The organism is Ruegeria sp. ANG-S4 (assembly GCF_000814005.1).
In the GTDB taxonomy this organism is placed as follows: Bacteria; Pseudomonadota; Alphaproteobacteria; order Rhodobacterales; family Rhodobacteraceae; genus Ruegeria.
The window spans coordinates 961680-980969 of the sequence record NZ_JWLK01000001.1 but is presented as its reverse complement, the minus strand read 5'-3'; the positions used below and the strand labels follow the sequence as shown (position 1 = coordinate 980969).

Here is a 19290-nt window from a genome sequence, read left to right as displayed (position 1 = left end):
CGCCCTAGTAACCGCTGTCGGTCTCAAGCACAAAGTGTCGAGGTTCGACTTCACGGTATACCGACGGATCAGGCTCATACCCGATGGGATGAATGGGTGACGGGATCGGTTTGAAGTTCAGATCCTTTTCCGACTTGCGCTTGTTCGGGTCGGCAATTGGCACCGCCTTCATCAACGCCTGCGTGTAGGCGTGCTGGGGGTTTTCAAACACCCGCGCCCGCGGACCCAATTCAACAATCCGTCCCAGATACATGACGCCGACATAGTGGCTGACACGTTCAACCACGGCCATGTCGTGACTGATGAACAGGTATGACAGACCCAATTCGGACTGCAGTTCCATCATCAGATTCAGCACCTGCGCCTGCACGGACACGTCTAGGGCCGAGACCGCCTCGTCCGCGACGATCAGTTTGGGGTTCAAAGCAAGGGCGCGGGCAATCGCGATACGCTGACGCTGACCGCCCGACATCTCATGCGGGAAACGACGCATGAAGCTTCGCGGCAGCTGCACTTTGTCAAACAATTGGGCCACCCGGTCCTGCAACTCGGACCCGGACGCCACGCCGTAGTTGCGCATGGGTTCCGCGACTTGATCGACCAACTGCATCTGCGGGTTCAGCGAGGCGAAGGGGTCCTGGAAAATCATCTGCATGTCCAGACGGGCTTTGCGCAATCCGCCCTGATCCAGTTTCATGACGTCCACGCCGTCCAGATCAATCTCGCCGGCCATCGGTTCGACCAGGCGCAGGATCGACCGCCCGGCCGAGCTTTTGCCGCACCCGGATTCGCCAACAAGGCTGAGCGTCTGCCCTTTGTTGAGCGTGAACGAAACGTCTTCGACCGCGTGCACGTTCGAGATGGTGCGACGCAAAAGCCCGCCTTTCACGGGAAAGCGGGTGGTCAGGTTTTTGACCGTCAGCAAAACCTCTTCGGTTCCGGGAATCGGCGCAATGTTCTGGCCGTCAACACCCAACAGCTTCATCGGTTCGGGTGCGGATTTTCCTTGCATCTCGCCAAGTTTGGGCACCGCCGCCAACAGGGCCTTGGTGTAATCGTGCTGCGGGTTTTCGAAAATCTCTTTGACGGAGCCCTCTTCAACCTTGTTGCCACGGAACATGACGACGACGCGATCCGCCATCTGCGCGACCACGGCCATATCATGCGTGATAAACATCACCGCCGTGCCGGTTTCACGCTTGAGCCGGTCCATCAGCGCCAGAATTTCCGCCTGAATGGTCACGTCGAGCGCGGTAGTCGGTTCGTCGGCAATCAAAAGGCGCGGTTCACAGGCCATCGCCATGGCAATCACCACGCGCTGACGCATGCCGCCCGACAATTCATGGGGGTATTGCTTCAGACGACGCTCGGGTTCCGGAATACGAACCTGGCGCAGCAGTTCCAAAGCGCGCTCTTCTGCTTGCGTCTTGGACAGGTTCTTGTGGATGCGCAGCCCCTCGGTAAGCTGACGACCAACTGTGAAAACCGGGTTCAGCGCGGTCATCGGCTCCTGAAAGATCATCCCGATCTCGTTGCCGCGAATCTGTTTCATCAGATCCTGGTCGGCTTTGGACAGGTCCATTTCCTCGCCGTCGCGGCGATCAAACAGCAATTCGCCCCCCGCGATTTCGCCGCCGCCGAACTCGACCAGACGCATCAGCGACAGCGACGACACCGACTTGCCCGAGCCGGATTCCCCAACAATACAAACGGTTTCGCCCGGTTTCACCTCGAACGAGACATCTTCGACGCCGACAACGGGCCCGTCTTTGGTCTGAAATTCCACCCTAAGTTTTTTGATTTGGGCGATAGGTTGATCCAGCACAAGCGCGCTCCCTTTGGCGTCATTTTTTTTCTGAATGCCAAACGCTAAGGCCGCTACGCCGGAAAAGTCAAACGCATTGCGGAATTTCGCGACGGCAAGGCTTGCAATTTTCAAAAGTTCTGTTTCGATACCCCACGTAACCGCCTTGGGGAGTCAGCGAATTTCGCGAGACGTGAAGCACATTGTTGTTTTGCGTCAAAGCTTTGCCCCTTGCGCGGCAACGCCAAGTCCGCAGGCATTGCGGAGATAATCGAGACACGTTTGTGTCCAATTTGGGAGTGTATAATGAAGATTAAAACACTTTTGCTCGGTGCGATTGCAAGCACGGCGATGGCCCCCATGGCCTTTGCCGAGCGCGGATCGGACGGCAATGTCAGCATAATTTACTGGCAGGCCCCGTCGATCCTGAACCCCTTCCTGTCCGGCGGAACCAAAGACGTCGAGTCGGCGTCGCTGGTGATCGAGCCTTTGGCGCGCTATGACCAAGACGGAAACATGGTGCCGTTCCTCGCTGCCGAGATACCAACCGTGGAAAATGGCGGCGTCAGCGAAGACCTGACCTCGATCACCTGGAAGATTGCACCGGGAATCACATGGTCGGACGGCACGCCGTTCACATCGGCTGACGTCAAATTCACCGCTGACTACTGCATGCACCCCGAAGGTGGCTGCGCGCAGGTCACCAAATTCGAAGGCGTCACCTCGGTCGAGGCCGTGGATGACCTGACCGTCAAAGTGACTTTTGACGCCCCGACACCGTTCCCGTACGGCCCCTTCGTCGGTGGTGAAAGCCCGATCATTCAGGCCGCTCAGTTCGCGGATTGTGTTGGCGCCAAGGCACCCGAGTGCACCGATCAGAACTTCAACCCGATCGGCACCGGCCCCTTTGTCGTCACCGAATTCAAGCCGAATGACGTGATCACGTTTGCGGCCAACGACAACTATCGCGATCCGGCCAAGCCGGCGTTTGCGACCGTAACCTTCAAAGGCGGCGGCGATGCAACGGCAGCGGGCCGCGCCGTTATGGAAACCGGCGAGTTTGACTATGCCTGGAACCTGCAACTTGCGCCCGAAGTCATCGCGCAGATGCAGGAAGGCGGCAAAGGCACACCGGTTGCCGGCTTCGGACCACTGGTTGAGCGGATCATGATGAACCAGACCAACCCGTCACCTGACCTGCCGGAAGGCGAGCGCTCGACGGCCGCACATCCGCACCCGTTCCTTACGGATCCGGCTGTTTACAAGGCGATGTCGATGGCTATCGACCGTCCGCTGCTGGTCGAAATCGGCTACGGTCAGGCCGGCAGAGTGACCTGCAACTGGGTTCCCGCACCGGCCGCCTTCAGCTCGACCTCGATGAGCTGCGATACGCAGGATATCGATGGTGCAAACGCGCTGCTGGACGAGGCTGGTATCGTTGACACCGACGGCGACGGCATCCGTGAAAAAGACGGCGTGCCACTGAAAATCGTCTATCAGACCTCGACCAACGCCGTCCGTCAGGACTTCCAGGCGCTGATCAAGGAATGGTGGAGCCAGATCGGCATCGAATCCGAACTGCGCAACATCAACGCATCGGTCTTCTTCGGTGGCGACCCGGGCTCGCCCGACACCTTCCAGAAGTTCTATGCAGACGTTGAAATGTACGCGAACACCTTCAACGGCACCGACCCGCAGTCCTATCTGGGCAACGGCCTGTGCGATAAGGCCCCGCGTCCGGATACGCAGTGGCAGGGTGAAAACATCAGCCGCTTCTGCAACGAAGAGTTCGATAAGCTGCATGGTCAGCTGGCCGAAACTGCTGGCCTTGAAGCCCGCGCCGAGATTGCCAAGCAGCTGAACGACATCATGGTTCAGAACGGCGGCATGATCCCGCTGGTGCACCGTGGTCGTCTGTCGGCCCATGCAAACACGCTTGGCGGTGTTGTCCTGAACGTCTGGGACAGCGAACTGTGGAACATTGCTGACTGGTACCGCAAGACCGGTTCCTAAGCAGTAGCCTTGCAATGCCGCGCCCCGATTTCTTCGGGGCGCGGTCTTTCGCATATTCCACCAACTAGAAGACGCATAAAAAAGGCGCCTTTTAATGCTCAACTTCACCATCAGACGACTGGTGCTGGCCGTTCCAACACTGCTGTTCATCAGCCTCGTCATTTTCCTGCTACTTGAACTCGCCCCAGGCGACCCGATGGCACAGGTCCCGCTCACCGTTCCGCCCGAAGTCAAAGAGAAGATGCGCGAGGCGCTTGGCCTCGGCCAGCCGATGCATATCCGGTTCTGGAAATGGATCGTGCAATTCTTCTGGATCGAACCGCAGGTTCTGATTGACCACATCTTTGGCACCACCTTTTCCGAAGGTGACCTGCGCGTGATTTCGTGGCAGACCCGCTCGCCCGTTATGGACATTGTCGTTCAGCGTATCCCGCAGACCCTGTGGGTTGTCGGCACCGCCTATGTGGTCGCCATCCTGATCGCCCTGCCCATCGGTATCTATTCCGCCTATCGCCAGTATTCCTGGTTCGACCAGATGGGCACATTCGTGTCGATGGTCGGCTTTTCGGTTCCACCCTTCTTCTCGGGTGTGCTGGTGATCGTGATTTTCTCGGTCCAGCTGGGCTGGTTCCCGTCGATCTATGACACAACACATGTGGTCAATGACTGGGACAGCTTTGTCGTACAATTGCAGCAGATGATCATGCCCGTCATGGTTCTGGCACTGCAGATCACGGCGCAGCTCAGCCGGTTTATGCGGGCCTCGATGCTGGACAACCTCAATCAGGACTACGTGCGCACCGCGCGCGCCAAGGGTCTGAGCGAGTATACCGTGGTCATGGTCCATGTCCTGCGCAACTCGATGATCCCTGTGGTCACCGTGATCGCGCTGGGTATTCCGGCAATTTTCGGCGGCGCAATCATCACCGAACAAGTGTTCAAGGTGAATGGCATCGGCCAGTTGCTGATCGGGGCCATTCAGGCCAATGATCTGCCGATGGTTCAGACCCTGACCTTCATCTTTGCCGTGTTGATTGTGTTGTTCAACCTGATCGCGGATGTGCTCTACGGCATTCTGGACCCGAGGATTCGCTATGACTGATCATGATCGTACGGATACCCTGATCCCCGACGAAGGTCTGGCTCCGGCCTCGACCGCGTTGCCCACCACCGACGTGATGGAAGAACTGGCCACCCCGCCCCGCAGCCAATGGCGCGATGTCTGGGATCAGTTCAAAACACACAAAGGCGCGATGATCGGCGCAGTGCTGTTCATCTTCATTGTCGCTGCCGTGTATCTTGGCCCCTATATTTGGACCATCGATCCAACTCAGATCGACATCCGGTCCCGCAATCAGGGTCCAAGCTTTGCGCATCCGTTTGGAACAGATCAGCTGGGCCGCGATATCCTGGCCCGGATGATGTCGGGCGGGCAGACCTCGGTTTCCGTCGGCATCACAGCAATGCTGCTGGCGCTGTTTCTGGGCTCGTTCATCGGGGTTCTGGCCGGGTTCTTCAAACGGCTGGACGGTCCCTTGATGCGCCTGACCGACCTGTTTCTGGCGCTGCCTCTGTTGCCCCTGCTGCTGGTCATGATGCTTCTGTTCCGCGAGCCGCTGTCAGCGGCCTTCGGGCTGGAGCGTGGTATCTTCATCCTGATCGTCTGCGCCATTGGCATCACCTCGTGGATGCCAACCGCGCGGATCGTGCGCGGCGACGTGCTGGCCATCAAAGAGCGAGAGTTCGTTCTGGCCGCCCGTTCGATCGGCACCAGCAACAGCCAGATCATCACGCGGCACATACTGCCCAACGTCCTGTCGCCCATCATGGTGTCGGCGACCTTGGGCATCGCAACGGCGATCATCACCGAGAGTGCATTGTCATTCCTCGGGCTGGGCTTCCCGCCGGACTTCCCCACTTGGGGTCGCCTGCTGTTTGATGGGGTCGACTATCTGCAGCAATACCCGGAGCGTGTGTTCTGGCCCGGCCTCGCGATCTCGCTGACGGTGCTAAGCGTCAACTATCTGGGCGATGGCCTGCGCGACGCACTGGACCCGCGTATTCGGGGACGTTGAAAAAACCTAGTCGGCGCGCCTTAGCGCGCCGGCACACACGACGATCAGCACGGCCAAAGGCAGCAATACCGCAAAGGCCAGCCGCAGCGTCACCAGTTCAGCCAGAAATCCGATCAGCGGCGGCCCGATCAGCAAGCCCCCGTACCCCAAAGTCGCAACGCTGGCGATTGCCTGACCCGGCGGGACGTAAGGATCGTTGGCTGCGCGGCTGAACGCCAAAGGCATGATCACCGCATACCCAACCCCCATCAACGCAAAACCCGCCAATGCCAATCCCGCCTCGCCTGCCGAGACGACGCAAAACACGCCCAAGGCCGCACAGACCCCGCCGACACGAGCCGTGGCGACGGGCCCGAACCGGGCTATGACCAACCCACCTGCCAACCGGACGGTTACCATCGTCACCGAAAAAACCGCAAACCCCAAAGCCGCCACGCTTTCGGCGGACCCGGTCACGTCACGCAGAAAAATGGCGCTCCAATCGGCGACGGCCCCTTCGCCCAGTGCCCCGCACAGGGCTGTGAAGCCAACGAGCACCAAGGCACCGGATGGCAGGGCAAAGACCGCTCCTGATGTCTGTTCAGAACGTTTTGACGTCCAACTTACCCATGACAGTGCAAGCGCCAGCGCGACAACGAGCCCGCCAGCAAGAAGAAAGTGTTGGAGGACGGTCAGTTGCATCTGGACTGCAGCATAGCCGCTTAGCGCCCCAACACCGGCACCAAGGCTCCACATCGCGTGAAAGGACGACATGAGGGGCTTGTCGTAGGCTTGTTCGACCTCCGCTGCCCACGCGTTCATGGCCACGTCCATCGACCCATGGAACGCACCGAAAACGAACAAGAAGACCGCGAGTGCCCAAAAACTGCCCGCAAACGCCAGAAGGATCAGGGATAACGTGTAAAGCACGGCGATGATCCGGGTGATTGCCACAGCACCGAAACGGTCCGTCAAACGCCCCGTAACCGGAAACGAACAAACAGCACCAGCCGCCATGAACAAAAGGCCATACCCTAGTTCTTCGTGGCTGAGGCCAAGGTGGTCACGAACGGCTGGAATGCGCGAGGCCCAAATTCCGAACAGCGCCCCATTGAGAATGAACATGGCCGAGACCGCGCGCCATGCGGAAACAACATTGATCACCTGACCCTCATGCGAAGCCTGCCAAACCAGCCGTGTATCGCAGGACAGCCGTAAATTGGCAATCGCGCCTCATTCCAGACGCCGGCGGATTCTTCGGACCGCATACCATACAGCGAGAACCACAGGGACCGTGATAAAGGCTGTCAGCATCCCCTTGCTGATCCCAGCGTTGGTCAACGGGTAAATCAGATAACTGACCAGCGAAACCGCATAGTAGCTGATTGCAACGACCGACAGCCCCTCGACCGTGTGCTGCAGACGCAGCGCAAGATCGGCCCGGCGGTCCATGCTTTTCAGCAGCGCTTGGTTTTGTGCGCTGCGTTCGACATCGACCCGCGTTCGCAACAATTCGCCCGCCCGGATCGCCCGGTCCGACAAGGTCTGCAGGCGCCGCTCCGTGGATTTCACAGTTCGGATCGCCGGCTCGTACCGGCGCATCATGAAATCTGCAAAACTCTGGCCGCCATGAAAGCGTTCTTCGCGCAAAACCTCGATCCTGCGGTTCACGATTGCCTCATATGCGCCAGTCGCACCAAAGCGAAAGGCACATTGTGCTGCGATGGTTTCCAACTCGGTCGAGGTCGACAGCAGCTGCGGCAAAAGATGATCGGGATGCAAGCCGTCATCCGTCATCTCGGTCATCAACTCTGTCAATCGTTTGTCCAGCTCTCCAATGCGCGACGTCATTTGTTTGACCCGCGCAAATCCAAGCATGGACATTGCCTTGTAGGTTTCGATCTCGCAAAGCCGCTGGATGACCCGCCCCGTTCTGCGCCGCCCGGTTTCCTTTGCGACAAACAGCGCAAAACGCATGTGACCTGCCGGATCAATACGAAAGTCGCTGGCGCAAATGGCGGTGTCATCCAGCACGCGAGCGACCGCAAGGCTTTCCGGTTCAAACCAGTCTGACAGCGCAGTCTTGACCGCATCGTCGCCCGGCCGTTCTACAACGCGCATCATGACAGAAGTCACCCGTTGGCCGGGGCTTGCAGCCAGCCAATCCGCGGGAAAGACTTCAAAATCTGCGGGGTTAAAGGCCCGCTCGCTGACATTATGGGTAATCGCCGTGTACGTAACGAACTCGGTATGCTGTTCCCATTTCAACCAATGCCGCCCGATCTGACCGGCATAATGCGTGGCACCGGGCTGCGGATGCGGGGCGCCGTGTCGGTCAAGCAGGCTGATCAGGTGCGTCATATCCTCGGCCCTGTCTCGCGCAGCGGCCTCAACCGGTTGCTTGATTGCAAGAAAAACCACTGTGCACGGAGCCTCGGCCACTGGGAAAGGTCGTGCATGCAGCTCGTTTGCCAGCGCAAAGCGCAGCGGGTGATCCTGAATCGGTGTCATGGATAGCTCCGTAAGGTCAATGGAACTATACGCATCCGAGACGATACATCAATTCTCATTTTATTTCAGATACTTACAGGGATACAACAGTATACAAACCCGCTATCTCATTGATTTGGCTGCCACAGCTCGATCGGATTGCCTTCGGGGTCGTGAAGGCGGGCGAATTTTCCCACCTCGCTGTCCCACTCGGGGTTGGTTTCAACTTCGATCCCCGCCGCTTGCAGCTGAGCGGTCAGCGCTGCCAGATCGTCGACGCGAAAGTTGATCATCCACTGTTGTTCTGCGCGTCCAAAATACTCCGTGTCTTCAGCAAAAGGCGCAAAGACCGTGTAGCCTTCCCGCTGTTTCCAAGGGACGGGATCATAGTGATTGACGCCCAGATGTTCCTCGTACCACGCCGTCAAGGCCTTGGGGTCTTTCGCGCGAAAGAACACGCCACCGATACCGTTTACTCTCTCCATAAGGCACCTCCTTTGCCAACAGAGTACTGCAAAACGAAAAAAGGCGCCCGGTTCGGGCGCCTTTGTGGTTGGTTTCAGCAAAGATCAGTCGATCATGGGCAACAGCTTGTCGAGGCTCGCCTTGGCATCGCCATAGAACATGCGGGTGTTCTCTTTGAAGAACAGCGGGTTTTCGATGCCCGAATACCCTGTGCCCTGACCGCGCTTCGAGACGAAGACCTGCTTGGCCTTCCAGCATTCCAGTACCGGCATCCCGGCGATGGGGCTGTTGGGGTCTTCCTGCGCCGCAGGGTTCACGATGTCGTTCGAGCCGATGACGATGGCCACATCGGTATCCGGGAAGTCCTCGTTGATCTCGTCCATTTCCAGAACGATATCGTAAGGCACCTTGGCTTCGGCCAGCAGCACGTTCATGTGGCCCGGCAAACGGCCCGCGACCGGGTGGATGGCAAAACGCACCTCTTTCCCTTTCGCGCGCAGTTTGCGGACCAGTTCAGACACGGACTGCTGCGCCTGTGCCACGGCCATGCCATAGCCGGGGATGATGATGATGCTGTCGGCATCGTTCAACGCGGCAGCAACACCATCGGCGTCAATCGCGATCTGCTCGCCCTCAACCGCCATTTGTTCCCCCTGCGGGCCGCCAAAGCCGCCCAGGATCACGCTGACAAAATGCCGGTTCATCGCCTTACACATGATGTAGGACAGGATCGCACCGGACGAACCAACCAGCGCACCGACAACAATCAACAGATCGTTGCCCAGCGAGAACCCGATCGCAGCAGCCGCCCAGCCCGAATACGAGTTGAGCATCGAAACCACCACCGGCATGTCGGCCCCGCCGATGCCCATGATCAGGTGATAGCCGATGAACAGCGCGGCCAGCGTCATCAGGATCAGCGGGAACAACCCACCCGAGGATGTGTACCAGATCAGGCAGATCAGTGACAAAGCCGCAGCACCCGCATTCAGAGCGTGACCACCGGGCAATTTTGTCGCCGCAGATGTCACCTTGCCCGCCAGCTTGCCATAGGCCACGACCGACCCGGTGAAGGTAATCGCACCGATGAAAATACCCAGGAACAGCTCAACATGCAGGATCGCAAGCTCAGCCGCTGTTTTCTTGGCGATCAGCTTGGCGAATGCGCCCAGATCGGACAGGTCCGCCTGTGAGGCCGAGTCTGCGATGGCCATGACCTGCGCCACGTTGCCGATCTCAAAATGCGCATTGAAACCCACAAACACGGCCGCCAGACCGACCAGTGAGTGCATCGCAGCCACCAGTTGCGGCATTTCGGTCATCTGGACACGTTGCGCCACATACTGACCAATCAGACCGCCGCCGATGATCAGCAAGATCGAGAGCAGCCAAAGGCCGGACCCGGGGCCGACCAGCGTGGCAAAGACCGCCAGCGCCATACCCACAATGCCGTACCAGACGGCGCGTTTGGCGCTTTCCTGATTTGAAAGTCCACCCAAGGCTAGGATGAACAGAACAGCCGCAACAACATAGGCGGCAGTGGTGAAGCCAAATTCCATGTGCCCGGCCTCCTTAAGATTTCTGGAACATGGCAAGCATGCGCCGGGTTACGAGGAAGCCGCCGAAGATGTTGATCCCGGCCATGAAGACGCTAAGCGCTGCCAACAGTATCACAAGGAATGACCCAGACCCGATCTGCATCAAGGCCCCGACGATAATGATCGACGAAATCGCGTTGGTGATCGCCATCAGAGGCGTGTGCAGGCTGTGCGAGACATTCCAGATCACCTGGAAACCGACAAAGATCGCCAGGACAAACACGATGAAGTGCTGCATGAAACTGGCCGGAGCAACCAGCCCCACCAACAGCATCAGCGCACCGCCGACGCCCAGCAGCGTGAACTGCTGTTTGGTCTGCGCCTTGAAGGCCGCAACCTCTTGCGCCTTTTTCTCTTCCGGGGTCAGTTCCTTGACTTCCGGTTTCTTCTGCGCCGCGATCGCCTGCACCTTGGGCGGGGGCGGTGGGAAGGTAATTTCGCCTTCGTAGGTCACAGTAGCGCCACGGATCACGTCATCTTCCATGTCATGATTGATCTGCCCGTCCTTTTCGGGAGTCAGATCAGCCATCATGTGACGGATATTGGTTGCGAAAAGCGAGGAAGACTGTGCTGCCATCCGGCTGGGGAAGTCCGTATACCCAATGATCGTCACGCCATTGGGCGTCACGATCTTCTCATCCGCGACCGTCAGCTTACAGTTGCCACCCTTTTCCGCTGCCAGATCGACGATGACCGAGCCCGGCTTCATCGCCTCGACCATGTCCTTGGTCCAAAGCTCGGGCGCTTCGCGATTCGGGATCAGCGCGGTGGTGATGACGATGTCCATCTCGGGTGCGAGCTCGCGGAACTTGGCCAGCTGCGCTTCGCGGAATTCGTCGGACTGTACGCTGGCGTAACCACCGGTGGCCGCGCCATCCTGCTGGTCTTCTTCAAAGTCCAGATAGACGAACTCCGCCCCCATGGATTCGACCTGCTCGGCCACTTCTGGGCGGACGTCAAACGCATAGGTAATCGCCCCCAGAGACGTCGACGTTCCGATGGCAGCCAATCCGGCCACGCCAGCGCCGACGATAAGCACTTTGGCCGGTGGAACTTTGCCTGCCGCAGTCACCTGCCCTGTAAAGAAGCGACCGAAATTGTTGCCCGCTTCGATAACCGCGCGATAACCCGCAATATTGGCCATCGACGACAGGGCATCCATTTTCTGAGCCCGCGAAATACGCGGAACCATCTCCATCGCGATGACGTTCGCGCCCTTGGATTTGGCCAGCTCCATCCCTTCTTCGTTCCCAGCCGGATTGAAGAAGGAAATCAGCGTCTTGCCCTTGGTCAAACGCTTGAGCTCAGTTTCGTTCGGCTGGCGAACCTTCGCAATGATATCGGCAGCTTTCCAAAGTGATGCAGCGGTTTTGACAATCTCGACCCCCGCCTCTTTGTATGCCGCATCGGAAAAACCGGCAGCCGCACCTGCGCCTTTTTCGATCAGGCAGTCATACCCAAGTTTTTGCAGCTGGCGGGCGGAATCCGGTGTCATGGCGACCCGGTTCTCACCGTCAAACGTTTCCTTTGGTGTTCCTATCTTCAACGGTGCATTCCCCCTAATATTCGGTCTGTTCGCAAAGGTGGCAGGTATTCTTCGTCAAGCCCTGATGTATCTTGCGAAAGATTATTTCGCAAGCGCAGCAATTTTTACGCTGTGTCAAAATACTCACAAGCTCAGATCCAGCGGCGCGTTTCCCGTTCATATCTTGCAAAATCCGCACGAAACGTCCGGCGCAAGCGATCTTCTTCGGGCAGTATGAAGCGGCGTTCCAAAATCCAGACAAAGACCGGGATCAGAACCAGCGACAAAACCGCATCAAACCAAAGGATCAACCCCGTCAAAATCAGCACATCGCCAAGATAGATCGGATTGCGGCTGCGTTTGAAAATCCCGGTCTGGATCATGGATGTAGGCGTTTGGTGCGGCATGACTGTCGTTTTGAACCGGCGAAACTCGGCAATCGCAAGGCCCACCAGAACGATCCCACCCCCGATCAGAAGACCGCTGATCAGATCGGTGAACCAACTCTTGAGGGACAGGTTCAGCGTAAAAAAGCGTGACTGCAGCCAAGCCAGAAATGCAGCGCCCAGCAACCAGATCGGAGGGATATCGATATTGCGCATACCTTACTTTAAACTGCCCGAAGCATTCCGCGACATGTCGTTTTCGGGCGAAGAACTACCGCTTTTCAACCGCGTTGGCAAAACCACAGATGGTCGCAGTCCAATACAGGTAAATGAGCGGGTATCGAATATCTCCAAGCCGGTATTCGGACTGGACAGATAGACACGCGTTGCCCGATCCGTTAGCCATTTCCCATCCAACCTGCAGCAGGAAAATCATGACCGACTTCGCCGCCACAAAAGCCCAGTTTTTTTTGCCCGATGGGATGATCTACCTCGACGGTAACTCGCTTGGCCCTTTGCCCAAGGCAGCTGAGGCCCGTGTGCAGGACATGATGGCGCAGGAGTGGGGGCAAATGCTGATCACCGGTTGGAACAAGGCCGGGTGGATGGGTCAGCCCAGCAACCTGGGCGACAGGATTGGCCGCCTGATTGGGGCCGAACCGGGAACGGTGGTCGTAGGGGACACTTTGTCGATCAAGGTTTATCAGGCCGTTGCTTCGGCCTTGGAATTGCGCCCCCAACGCAAGGTTGTATTGTCTGACAGCGGCAATTTCCCGTCGGACCTTTACATGGCCAAAGGTCTGCTGCGCTCTCTTGGTCCTGACTACGTGTTGCGCGTTGTAGAACCCGAAGACGTTGCAAATAACGTGACCGAAGAGGTGGCCGTTTTGATGCTGACCGAGGTGGATTATCGGTCAGGCCGAATGCATGACATGAAAGCGCTGACCGAGTTGGCCCATGCCAATGGCGTCGTCACGGTCTGGGATCTGGCCCATTCCGCCGGTGCAATTCCGGTAGACCTGTCCGGTTGCAACGCGGACTTCGCCGTTGGCTGCACCTACAAGTATCTGAACGGAGGCCCCGGCGCGCCCGCCTTTATTTACGTCGCCCCAAGGTTGGCGCAATCGGTGCGTCCGGCATTGTCCGGGTGGTTGGGGCATGAATCCCCGTTTGCGTTTGATCTGGACTACCGCCCGGGTGCGGGCATCGAACGGATGCGGGTTGGCACGCCCCCCGTGATCCAGATGGCCGCCTTGTCCTCGGCAATGGACATCTGGGATATGGCCGACATGTCGGATGTGCGGGCGAAATCCATCGAACTGACTGAGCTGTTTGTCGAACGCGTCGAAGCCACCTGCCCGGATCTGAAACTGGCCAGCCCCCGTGACCCGGCGCAGCGGGGCAGCCAGGTCTCTTTCCGGTTTGCAGAAGGGTATGCGGCGATGCAAGCGCTAATCGCACGCGGTGTGATCGGCGATTTCCGTGCGCCCGATATCATGCGTTTCGGGTTCACCCCGTTGTACATTGATGCGGCGGACGTTGAACAGGCAGTTGTGATCTTGTCGGACATCATGAACAACCGGCTTTGGGACAAGCCCGAGTTCAAGATCCGTCAGCGCGTCACCTGATCTCGATCCCGGCGCCAAACAGCGCCGAGAGTTGCGCGATCCGTTGCGTGTATTCTGCGGCATTTGTCGCAGTAAGTTTGATGCCCTTGAGCGTTGCAGTAATCGTCCTTGCGGTTTCTTCGGGACCATCCGGCAGATTTACGCGACGTTTCCCGTTCTCCTGCGACAGCCAATCAGAATACAGCTTGGTCAGCGTGGCCTCGCCTTGCTCGACGATATCGGTGGCCATCGACTTTGTAGCGTCCAGCATCTCGACCCCATGGGGCGAGGACAGGATCTCGGCCATACCGTCGCTTTGCGCCTGAATTGCCCGGTTCAGAACCTCTGGCACAGATCCGGACATCTGCAACGCTTGGGCCACCGCGTCTGCCTTTTTGCTGTAATACGCCTGCGTCAGGCTTCGGACGATGTCCTGCTTGTTCTTATAGTGCAAATAGACCGCCGGTCGGGACATGCCGGCGCCCTTCGCGATGTCGTCCATCGACGTCTTTTTGAACCCGTATGTTGCAAAAGCCATGAACGCCGAATTCAGGATCGCGGCTTGTTTGGGATCGTCCAGTTTCTCTAACATGCGAAACGTCTGACATTTTTTGTCTAAATTGTCAATTGACAGCCTGACATTTTTCGACAATTATGTCAGGACCTGCCACAGCAAAAACGAGGTACGCCATGGCGACCACCCTGAATATCAACGGCAAAGCCCATCAGGTCGATCTGCCCGATGACGTTCCCCTTTTGTGGGTTTTACGGGATGAAGTCGGCCTGACCGGAACCAAATTCGGCTGCGGCGTATCGGCCTGCGGCGCCTGCACCGTTCACATTGATGGCGAGGCTGTGCGGTCATGTCAGGTGGCGTTGTCGGATGTTTGGGGTGACGTCACGACCATCGAGGGGTTGGGCACCCCGGATGCGATGGCAACCATTCAGCAGGCCTGGGTTGATCATCAGGTTGCTCAGTGCGGGTACTGCCAATCGGGTCAAATCATGCAGGCGGCGGCTTTGCTGGCCGAAAATCCTTTGCCCACCGACATCGATATCGACGATGCCATGCAGGGCAATCTGTGTCGCTGCGGCACCTACCCTCGTATCCGCGCAGCTATTCATGACGCTGCCGCCAAGCTGAAAGAGGTCTGAGCCATGGCAAGCATCGGAAAAATCCTGCGCCGCACGTTCTTGATCGGCTCCGCTGCTGTTGTTGGCGGCGTGGCCTTTGGCGCATATTACGTCTCGCGCCCGGCGGCCAATCCGCTGAAACCCGGCAAGGGCGAAACGGCCCTCAGCCCATTTGTTCTCATTGATCAGGAAGGCGTGACGCTGTTTGCGCCACGGGCCGAAATGGGTCAGGGCGTGATGACCACCTGGACGGCCTTGATCGCCGAAGAGTTGGATGTCGAACTGGATCAAATCCGAGTGCTGCATGGACCGGCGGCTGCCGCTTATTACAACTCGGCCCTGGTCGGAGAAGGATTGCCGAACAAGGGCTACGATGTTTCAAATTTCCAGCACAACTTGGGTGAGGCGCTGGGCGTTCTTGGCAGAACGCTGAGCTTGCAGGTGACCGGTGGCTCGACTTCCATGAAAGACGGGTTCGAGCGGATGAGGATGGCAGGCGCGACCGCACGCGAAACGCTGAAACAGGCGGCGGCTGATCGTTTGAACATCAGCCGCGACGCGCTGAAGACGGAAAACGGCGCGGTTATTGCGCCGGACGGAACGCGTATCCCCTACACTGAACTGGCCGAGGCGGCGGGGCTGATCGAGCCGCCTGAAACCGCATTGCGCGACCCGTCAGAGTGGCGACTGCTCGGGCAGCCGCAACCACGCGTGGACATTCCGGGCAAATCGACAGGGACCGCTGAATTCGGCATCGATGTTCGGCCAGAGGGGATAAAATTCGCTTCGGTCAGGATGAACCCAAAGCTGGGCGGTCCGATGAATGGTTTCGACGCAAGTGTCGCCGAAACCATGCCCGGGGTCGAAAAAGTCGTCGATCTGGGCACTGGCGTTGCCGTGATTGCAAGCAACACATGGCTGGCCATTCAGGCGGTCGAAGCGATTGATGTCGATTGGGGCGAAGCGCCCTATCCACCTGAGACTGATGAACTCATGGCTGAGATTTCCAAGGCGTTCGATGCTGCCCCGAATTCCACAATGCGCGATGACGGGGATGTGGATGTGACGCCCGAGGGTGCGACTGAACTGACCGCCGAATACACCGTCCCCTATCTGGCGCATGCGACGATGGAGCCGATGAACGCAACGGCGCTTTATACCGGTCAGAAACTGGACCTCTGGTGTGGCAACCAGGCCCCGACATTGATCCAGTTCCGTGTCGCAAACGTGGCCAATCTGGATAAAGATGCGGTGGAGATTCACACCACATACCTGGGCGGTGGGTTCGGACGCCGGGGCGAGTTAGATTTCGGCGAAATCGCAACCAAGGTGGCGATGGCCATGCCCGGAACTCCGATCCAGACCACTTGGAGCCGCGAAGAGGACATGCGGCACGATTTTTACCGCCCTGCGGCAATCGCTCGGATGCGCGGCGCTGTTAAGGATGGAAAAGCCGTTCTGATCGACGGTAAAGTCGCCTCGCAATCCCCGACACAACAGGCAGTCGGTCGGTATACCGGATTTTCCGGCAGCGGGCCGGACAAGGTGCTGGTGGAAGGGTTCTTTAACCAGCCCTACGCCGTTCCCAATTACCGGATGAGCGGGCATATTGCCGATCTGGCTGTGCCCGTGGGGTTCTGGCGGTCCGTCGGCAACAGCCACAACGGTTTCTTTCATGAAACTTTTATGGACGAGATGGCCCATGCTGCCGGTCGAGATCCGCTGGAATTCCGGCTGGAACTGGCACAGTCCGAACACGCACCGTCAGCCGGCTGCCTGCAAGCGGTCAAAGAAATGTCGGATTGGACCGGAACAACGGCGGATGGCGTTGGTCGGGGCGTGGCGCTTACCTACAGCTTTGGCACTCCGGTCGCGATGGTTATCGAAGTCGTGGACGAGGACGGAACGATCCGCATCAGCAAAGCCTGGATCGCTTGCGACATGGGCCTTGCACTGGACCCTGCCACTGTTGAGGCGCAGATGATCGGCGGTATGATCTACGGCCTGTCAGCCGCTGTTCAGGAAGAGATCACGTTTTCCGATGGCGAAGTTGAGCAGGGCAATTTCTATGATTACGACGCCCTTCGCATGCACAACGCGCCTGTTACCGAGGTTCGGATTCTCGAAACCAACAAGCATCTGGGGGGCGCGGGTGAGCCCGGAACCCCACCGTCCATGCCCGCGCTGGGCAACGCGCTGTTTGACCTGACAGGGCAACGTGCACGGACGCTGCCGCTGAGCAAACAGTTCCATCTGTTGATTTGAGGAACATCATCAGACCGGGCCGCGCCCGGTCTGACGCCCGAGAAATCAAGCCGTGCGCTTTAGGCTTGCTGTCTTCCGGCCTGCCGACCAGGCATGGACTGCGGCGCCGAACGCCTCGAACAACGGGCGCGAAACCGGGTCATTTGCAGCATCCCATTCCGGATGCCATTGGACCGACAGGGTAAAGCCAGGGGCATCTTTGATATAGATCGCCTCGGGCGTGCCGTCCGGCGCATGACCGTCGATCACCACGCGCTGCCCCAGTGTCTTGATCCCCTGCCCATGCAGAGTATTGGTCATGACCTCGCTGGCCCCGAACAGATCGTGGAACACCCCGCCATCGGTCAGGGTCACAACGTGACGAAGGGCAAATTTCTCTTCCAGCGTCCCATCCGGTGGCATTCGGTGGTTCATGCGCCCGGGCAAATCGCGGATTTCGGGATAAAGCGTGCCGCCCATGGCGACGTTTACCTCTTGAAATCCCCGGCAAATGCCAAAAAACGGTTGACCGCGCGAGACGCATTCCCGGACAAGCGGCAGCGTGATCGCATCGCGGGCGCGGTCAAAATCACCATGCGCCGCGGTGGCGCATTCGCCGTATTCCTCAGGGTGCACGTTGGGCCGACCCCCGGTCAAAAGAAACCCGTCACACACCTCCAGCAGCTCTTCGACGGACACAAATCTCGGGTCTGCCGGGATCAGCAGTGGCACACAATCTGAAACGTTCGAAACCGCGTCTGAATTCATCGTCCCGCCCGCATGGGTCGGATACTGATCATTCATCAGGTAAGAGTTGCCGATTATTCCGACGACCGGTCGCACCATTCAATCCTCGCTGCAGTTTAGAACCGTTCGAATAGTCATGCCAAAAAAACTCGATCAATCAAAGTGCATGGGCGCAGCTTGGAGTGTGAATTTCTCAACAGCCGCATTTCCAGGCCACAGATATGCCGTAGTTCTGTTTCAAACAGCGAAAATCAGATGAGAATTGGCAGGTTGTCGTGACAATATCGGTAAAAAGGCAGAGTAACCTTCAACGGCTGGCACTTATTGATTGCCTCAGCCGCGCTGAAACCATTCTTGCCTGTTTGCTGGTTGGAAGCACTGTTCTCGCTGTTTTTTTGTCATTCATGAGATCGCAGCCAATCGCGTGGGTCGGCTTTGGGATCAGCCTTTTGCCGACGATCGGTCTGTTTGCCGCGGGGGTTTACATCCGCCAGTTCAAGAACCAGCCCAAGATCGCGCAACTTGCAATCGCAAACAGTTTGTTTCTAGGGTTTATGGGAATATCGACCCTTCTCATTTACCTGCGATTTCCCGTTGCCGAGCTTGCGTTTGACCAATGGCTAATGCGGGCCGATGCCGCGTTGGGTTATTCTTGGCCAGAAATCGTTCAGACAGTCGCCAACCACCCGGAATTTGGTTACTTTCTGAGGTTTGTCTATCTCAGCTCGCTGCCGCAACTGTTCGTTATGGTTGCATACCTCGCGCTTACTGGTCGAAGCAACACCTTGGATCAGGCGCTTTTGGCAGGAACGCTCAGTTTGCTCTTAACCACGATTATTTGGTGGATTGTTCCGAGCGTCGGACCTGCAGCATTTCACAGTTTGCCTGAAGGTTTGGAATCTGAGATTGGCCTCGTAACCAACAGTTATTACGCGGAACTTTTACGCACTCTGGCTGCAAATGGGCTTGAGGTGATCCGACCCTCGGATATCGTCGGAACCATTGCGTTCCCATCCTACCACACTGTTATGGCTCTGCTCGTGGTTTGGTTCTTGCGAGGGACGGTGCTGTTTATCCCCGCTGTCATCTTGAACATCCTGATGATCCCGGCGATTTTGTCTCACGGCGGTCATCATTTGACAGACATGGCCGGAGGGGTGGCGGTTTTCGCGATTGCTGCCTGGATCGCAACCCGCCCCTGCATGCAGAAACTCAAGCCCTGA

The 19290-nt window shown here is 57.9% G+C and carries 16 protein-coding genes; 7 read left to right on the top strand and 9 right to left on the bottom strand.

The genetic code is table 11. The features are described from left to right. Positions 1-4 precede the first annotated feature (4 nt). Positions 5-1861: an ABC transporter ATP-binding protein gene (locus tag RA28_RS04945; protein WP_082029762.1), complete on the bottom strand. Its 1857-nt coding sequence runs from the start codon at positions 1859-1861 to the stop codon at positions 5-7. A 249-nt stretch (positions 1862-2110) separates the two neighbouring features. Between RA28_RS04945 and RA28_RS04940 the strand changes: the two genes are divergently transcribed. From RA28_RS04940 to RA28_RS04930, 3 genes are all read left to right on the top strand, one after another. Next, positions 2111-3817 (top strand): peptide ABC transporter substrate-binding protein, encoded by a 1707-nt coding sequence (locus RA28_RS04940; protein WP_039524208.1) that lies wholly within the window; start codon positions 2111-2113, stop codon positions 3815-3817. A 94-nt stretch (positions 3818-3911) separates the two neighbouring features. Beyond that, positions 3912-4919, top strand: coding sequence for an ABC transporter permease (locus RA28_RS04935; protein WP_039524205.1), 1008 nt, complete (start codon positions 3912-3914; stop codon positions 4917-4919). Next, on the top strand, positions 4912-5892 hold the full coding sequence (locus tag RA28_RS04930; RefSeq protein WP_039524204.1) for an ABC transporter permease: 981 nt from the start codon (positions 4912-4914) through the stop codon (positions 5890-5892). Before RA28_RS04935 ends, RA28_RS04930 begins: the two co-directional genes overlap by 8 nt. A 6-nt stretch (positions 5893-5898) precedes the next feature. On the opposite strand, the gene RA28_RS04925 is transcribed toward RA28_RS04930, so the two are convergent. From RA28_RS04925 to RA28_RS04900, 6 genes are all read right to left on the bottom strand, one after another. Then, positions 5899-7035 carry an MFS transporter gene (locus tag RA28_RS04925; protein ID WP_039524202.1) on the bottom strand — a complete coding sequence of 379 codons (1137 nt, stop codon included), beginning with the start codon at positions 7033-7035 and terminating at the stop codon, positions 5899-5901. A 69-nt stretch (positions 7036-7104) separates the two neighbouring features. Then, positions 7105-8382 carry a DUF3422 family protein gene (locus RA28_RS04920; RefSeq protein WP_039524200.1) on the bottom strand — a complete coding sequence of 426 codons (1278 nt, stop codon included), beginning with the start codon at positions 8380-8382 and terminating at the stop codon, positions 7105-7107. A gap of 107 nt (positions 8383-8489) precedes the next feature. Then, positions 8490-8846: a VOC family protein gene (locus RA28_RS04915; RefSeq protein ID WP_039524198.1), complete on the bottom strand. Its 357-nt coding sequence runs from the start codon at positions 8844-8846 to the stop codon at positions 8490-8492. 84 nt (positions 8847-8930) lie between these two features. Then, positions 8931-10385 carry an NAD(P)(+) transhydrogenase (Re/Si-specific) subunit beta gene (locus tag RA28_RS04910; protein ID WP_039524196.1) on the bottom strand — a complete coding sequence of 485 codons (1455 nt, stop codon included), beginning with the start codon at positions 10383-10385 and terminating at the stop codon, positions 8931-8933. 13 nt (positions 10386-10398) lie between these two features. Beyond that, entirely contained in the window at positions 10399-11970 is a 1572-nt protein-coding gene (locus RA28_RS04905) for a Re/Si-specific NAD(P)(+) transhydrogenase subunit alpha (RefSeq protein ID WP_039524194.1), read from the bottom strand. 131 nt (positions 11971-12101) lie between these two features. After that, on the bottom strand, positions 12102-12551 hold the full coding sequence (locus RA28_RS04900) for a methyltransferase family protein (protein WP_039524193.1): 450 nt from the start codon (positions 12549-12551) through the stop codon (positions 12102-12104). Positions 12552-12769: 218 nt separating this feature from the next. On the opposite strand from RA28_RS04900, the gene kynU reads away from it, so the two are divergent. Then, on the top strand, positions 12770-13963 hold the full coding sequence (gene kynU / locus RA28_RS04895; protein ID WP_039524192.1) for a kynureninase: 1194 nt from the start codon (positions 12770-12772) through the stop codon (positions 13961-13963). Here the strand turns inward: kynU and RA28_RS04890 are convergent. Beyond that, positions 13956-14534 (bottom strand): TetR/AcrR family transcriptional regulator, encoded by a 579-nt coding sequence (locus tag RA28_RS04890; protein WP_039524191.1) that lies wholly within the window; start codon positions 14532-14534, stop codon positions 13956-13958. The two genes, kynU and RA28_RS04890, sit on opposite strands and share 8 nt — an antisense overlap. A 98-nt stretch (positions 14535-14632) precedes the next feature. On the opposite strand from RA28_RS04890, the gene RA28_RS04885 reads away from it, so the two are divergent. Continuing rightward, a complete protein-coding gene (locus RA28_RS04885; RefSeq protein WP_039524190.1) occupies positions 14633-15097 on the top strand; it encodes a (2Fe-2S)-binding protein in 465 nt (154 codons plus the stop codon). 3 nt (positions 15098-15100) lie between these two features. Beyond that, positions 15101-17341, top strand: coding sequence for a xanthine dehydrogenase family protein molybdopterin-binding subunit (locus RA28_RS04880; protein WP_039524189.1), 2241 nt, complete (start codon positions 15101-15103; stop codon positions 17339-17341). A 45-nt stretch (positions 17342-17386) separates the two neighbouring features. Here RA28_RS04880 and RA28_RS04875 read toward each other — a convergent pair whose 3' ends face one another. Further along, on the bottom strand, positions 17387-18166 hold the full coding sequence (locus RA28_RS04875) for a gamma-glutamyl-gamma-aminobutyrate hydrolase family protein (RefSeq protein ID WP_193747351.1): 780 nt from the start codon (positions 18164-18166) through the stop codon (positions 17387-17389). Between the two features lie 305 nt (positions 18167-18471). Here RA28_RS04875 and RA28_RS04870 point away from each other — a divergent pair, with 305 nt between their 5' ends. Beyond that, on the top strand, positions 18472-19290 hold the full coding sequence (locus RA28_RS04870; protein WP_152612003.1) for a phosphatase PAP2 family protein: 819 nt from the start codon (positions 18472-18474) through the stop codon (positions 19288-19290).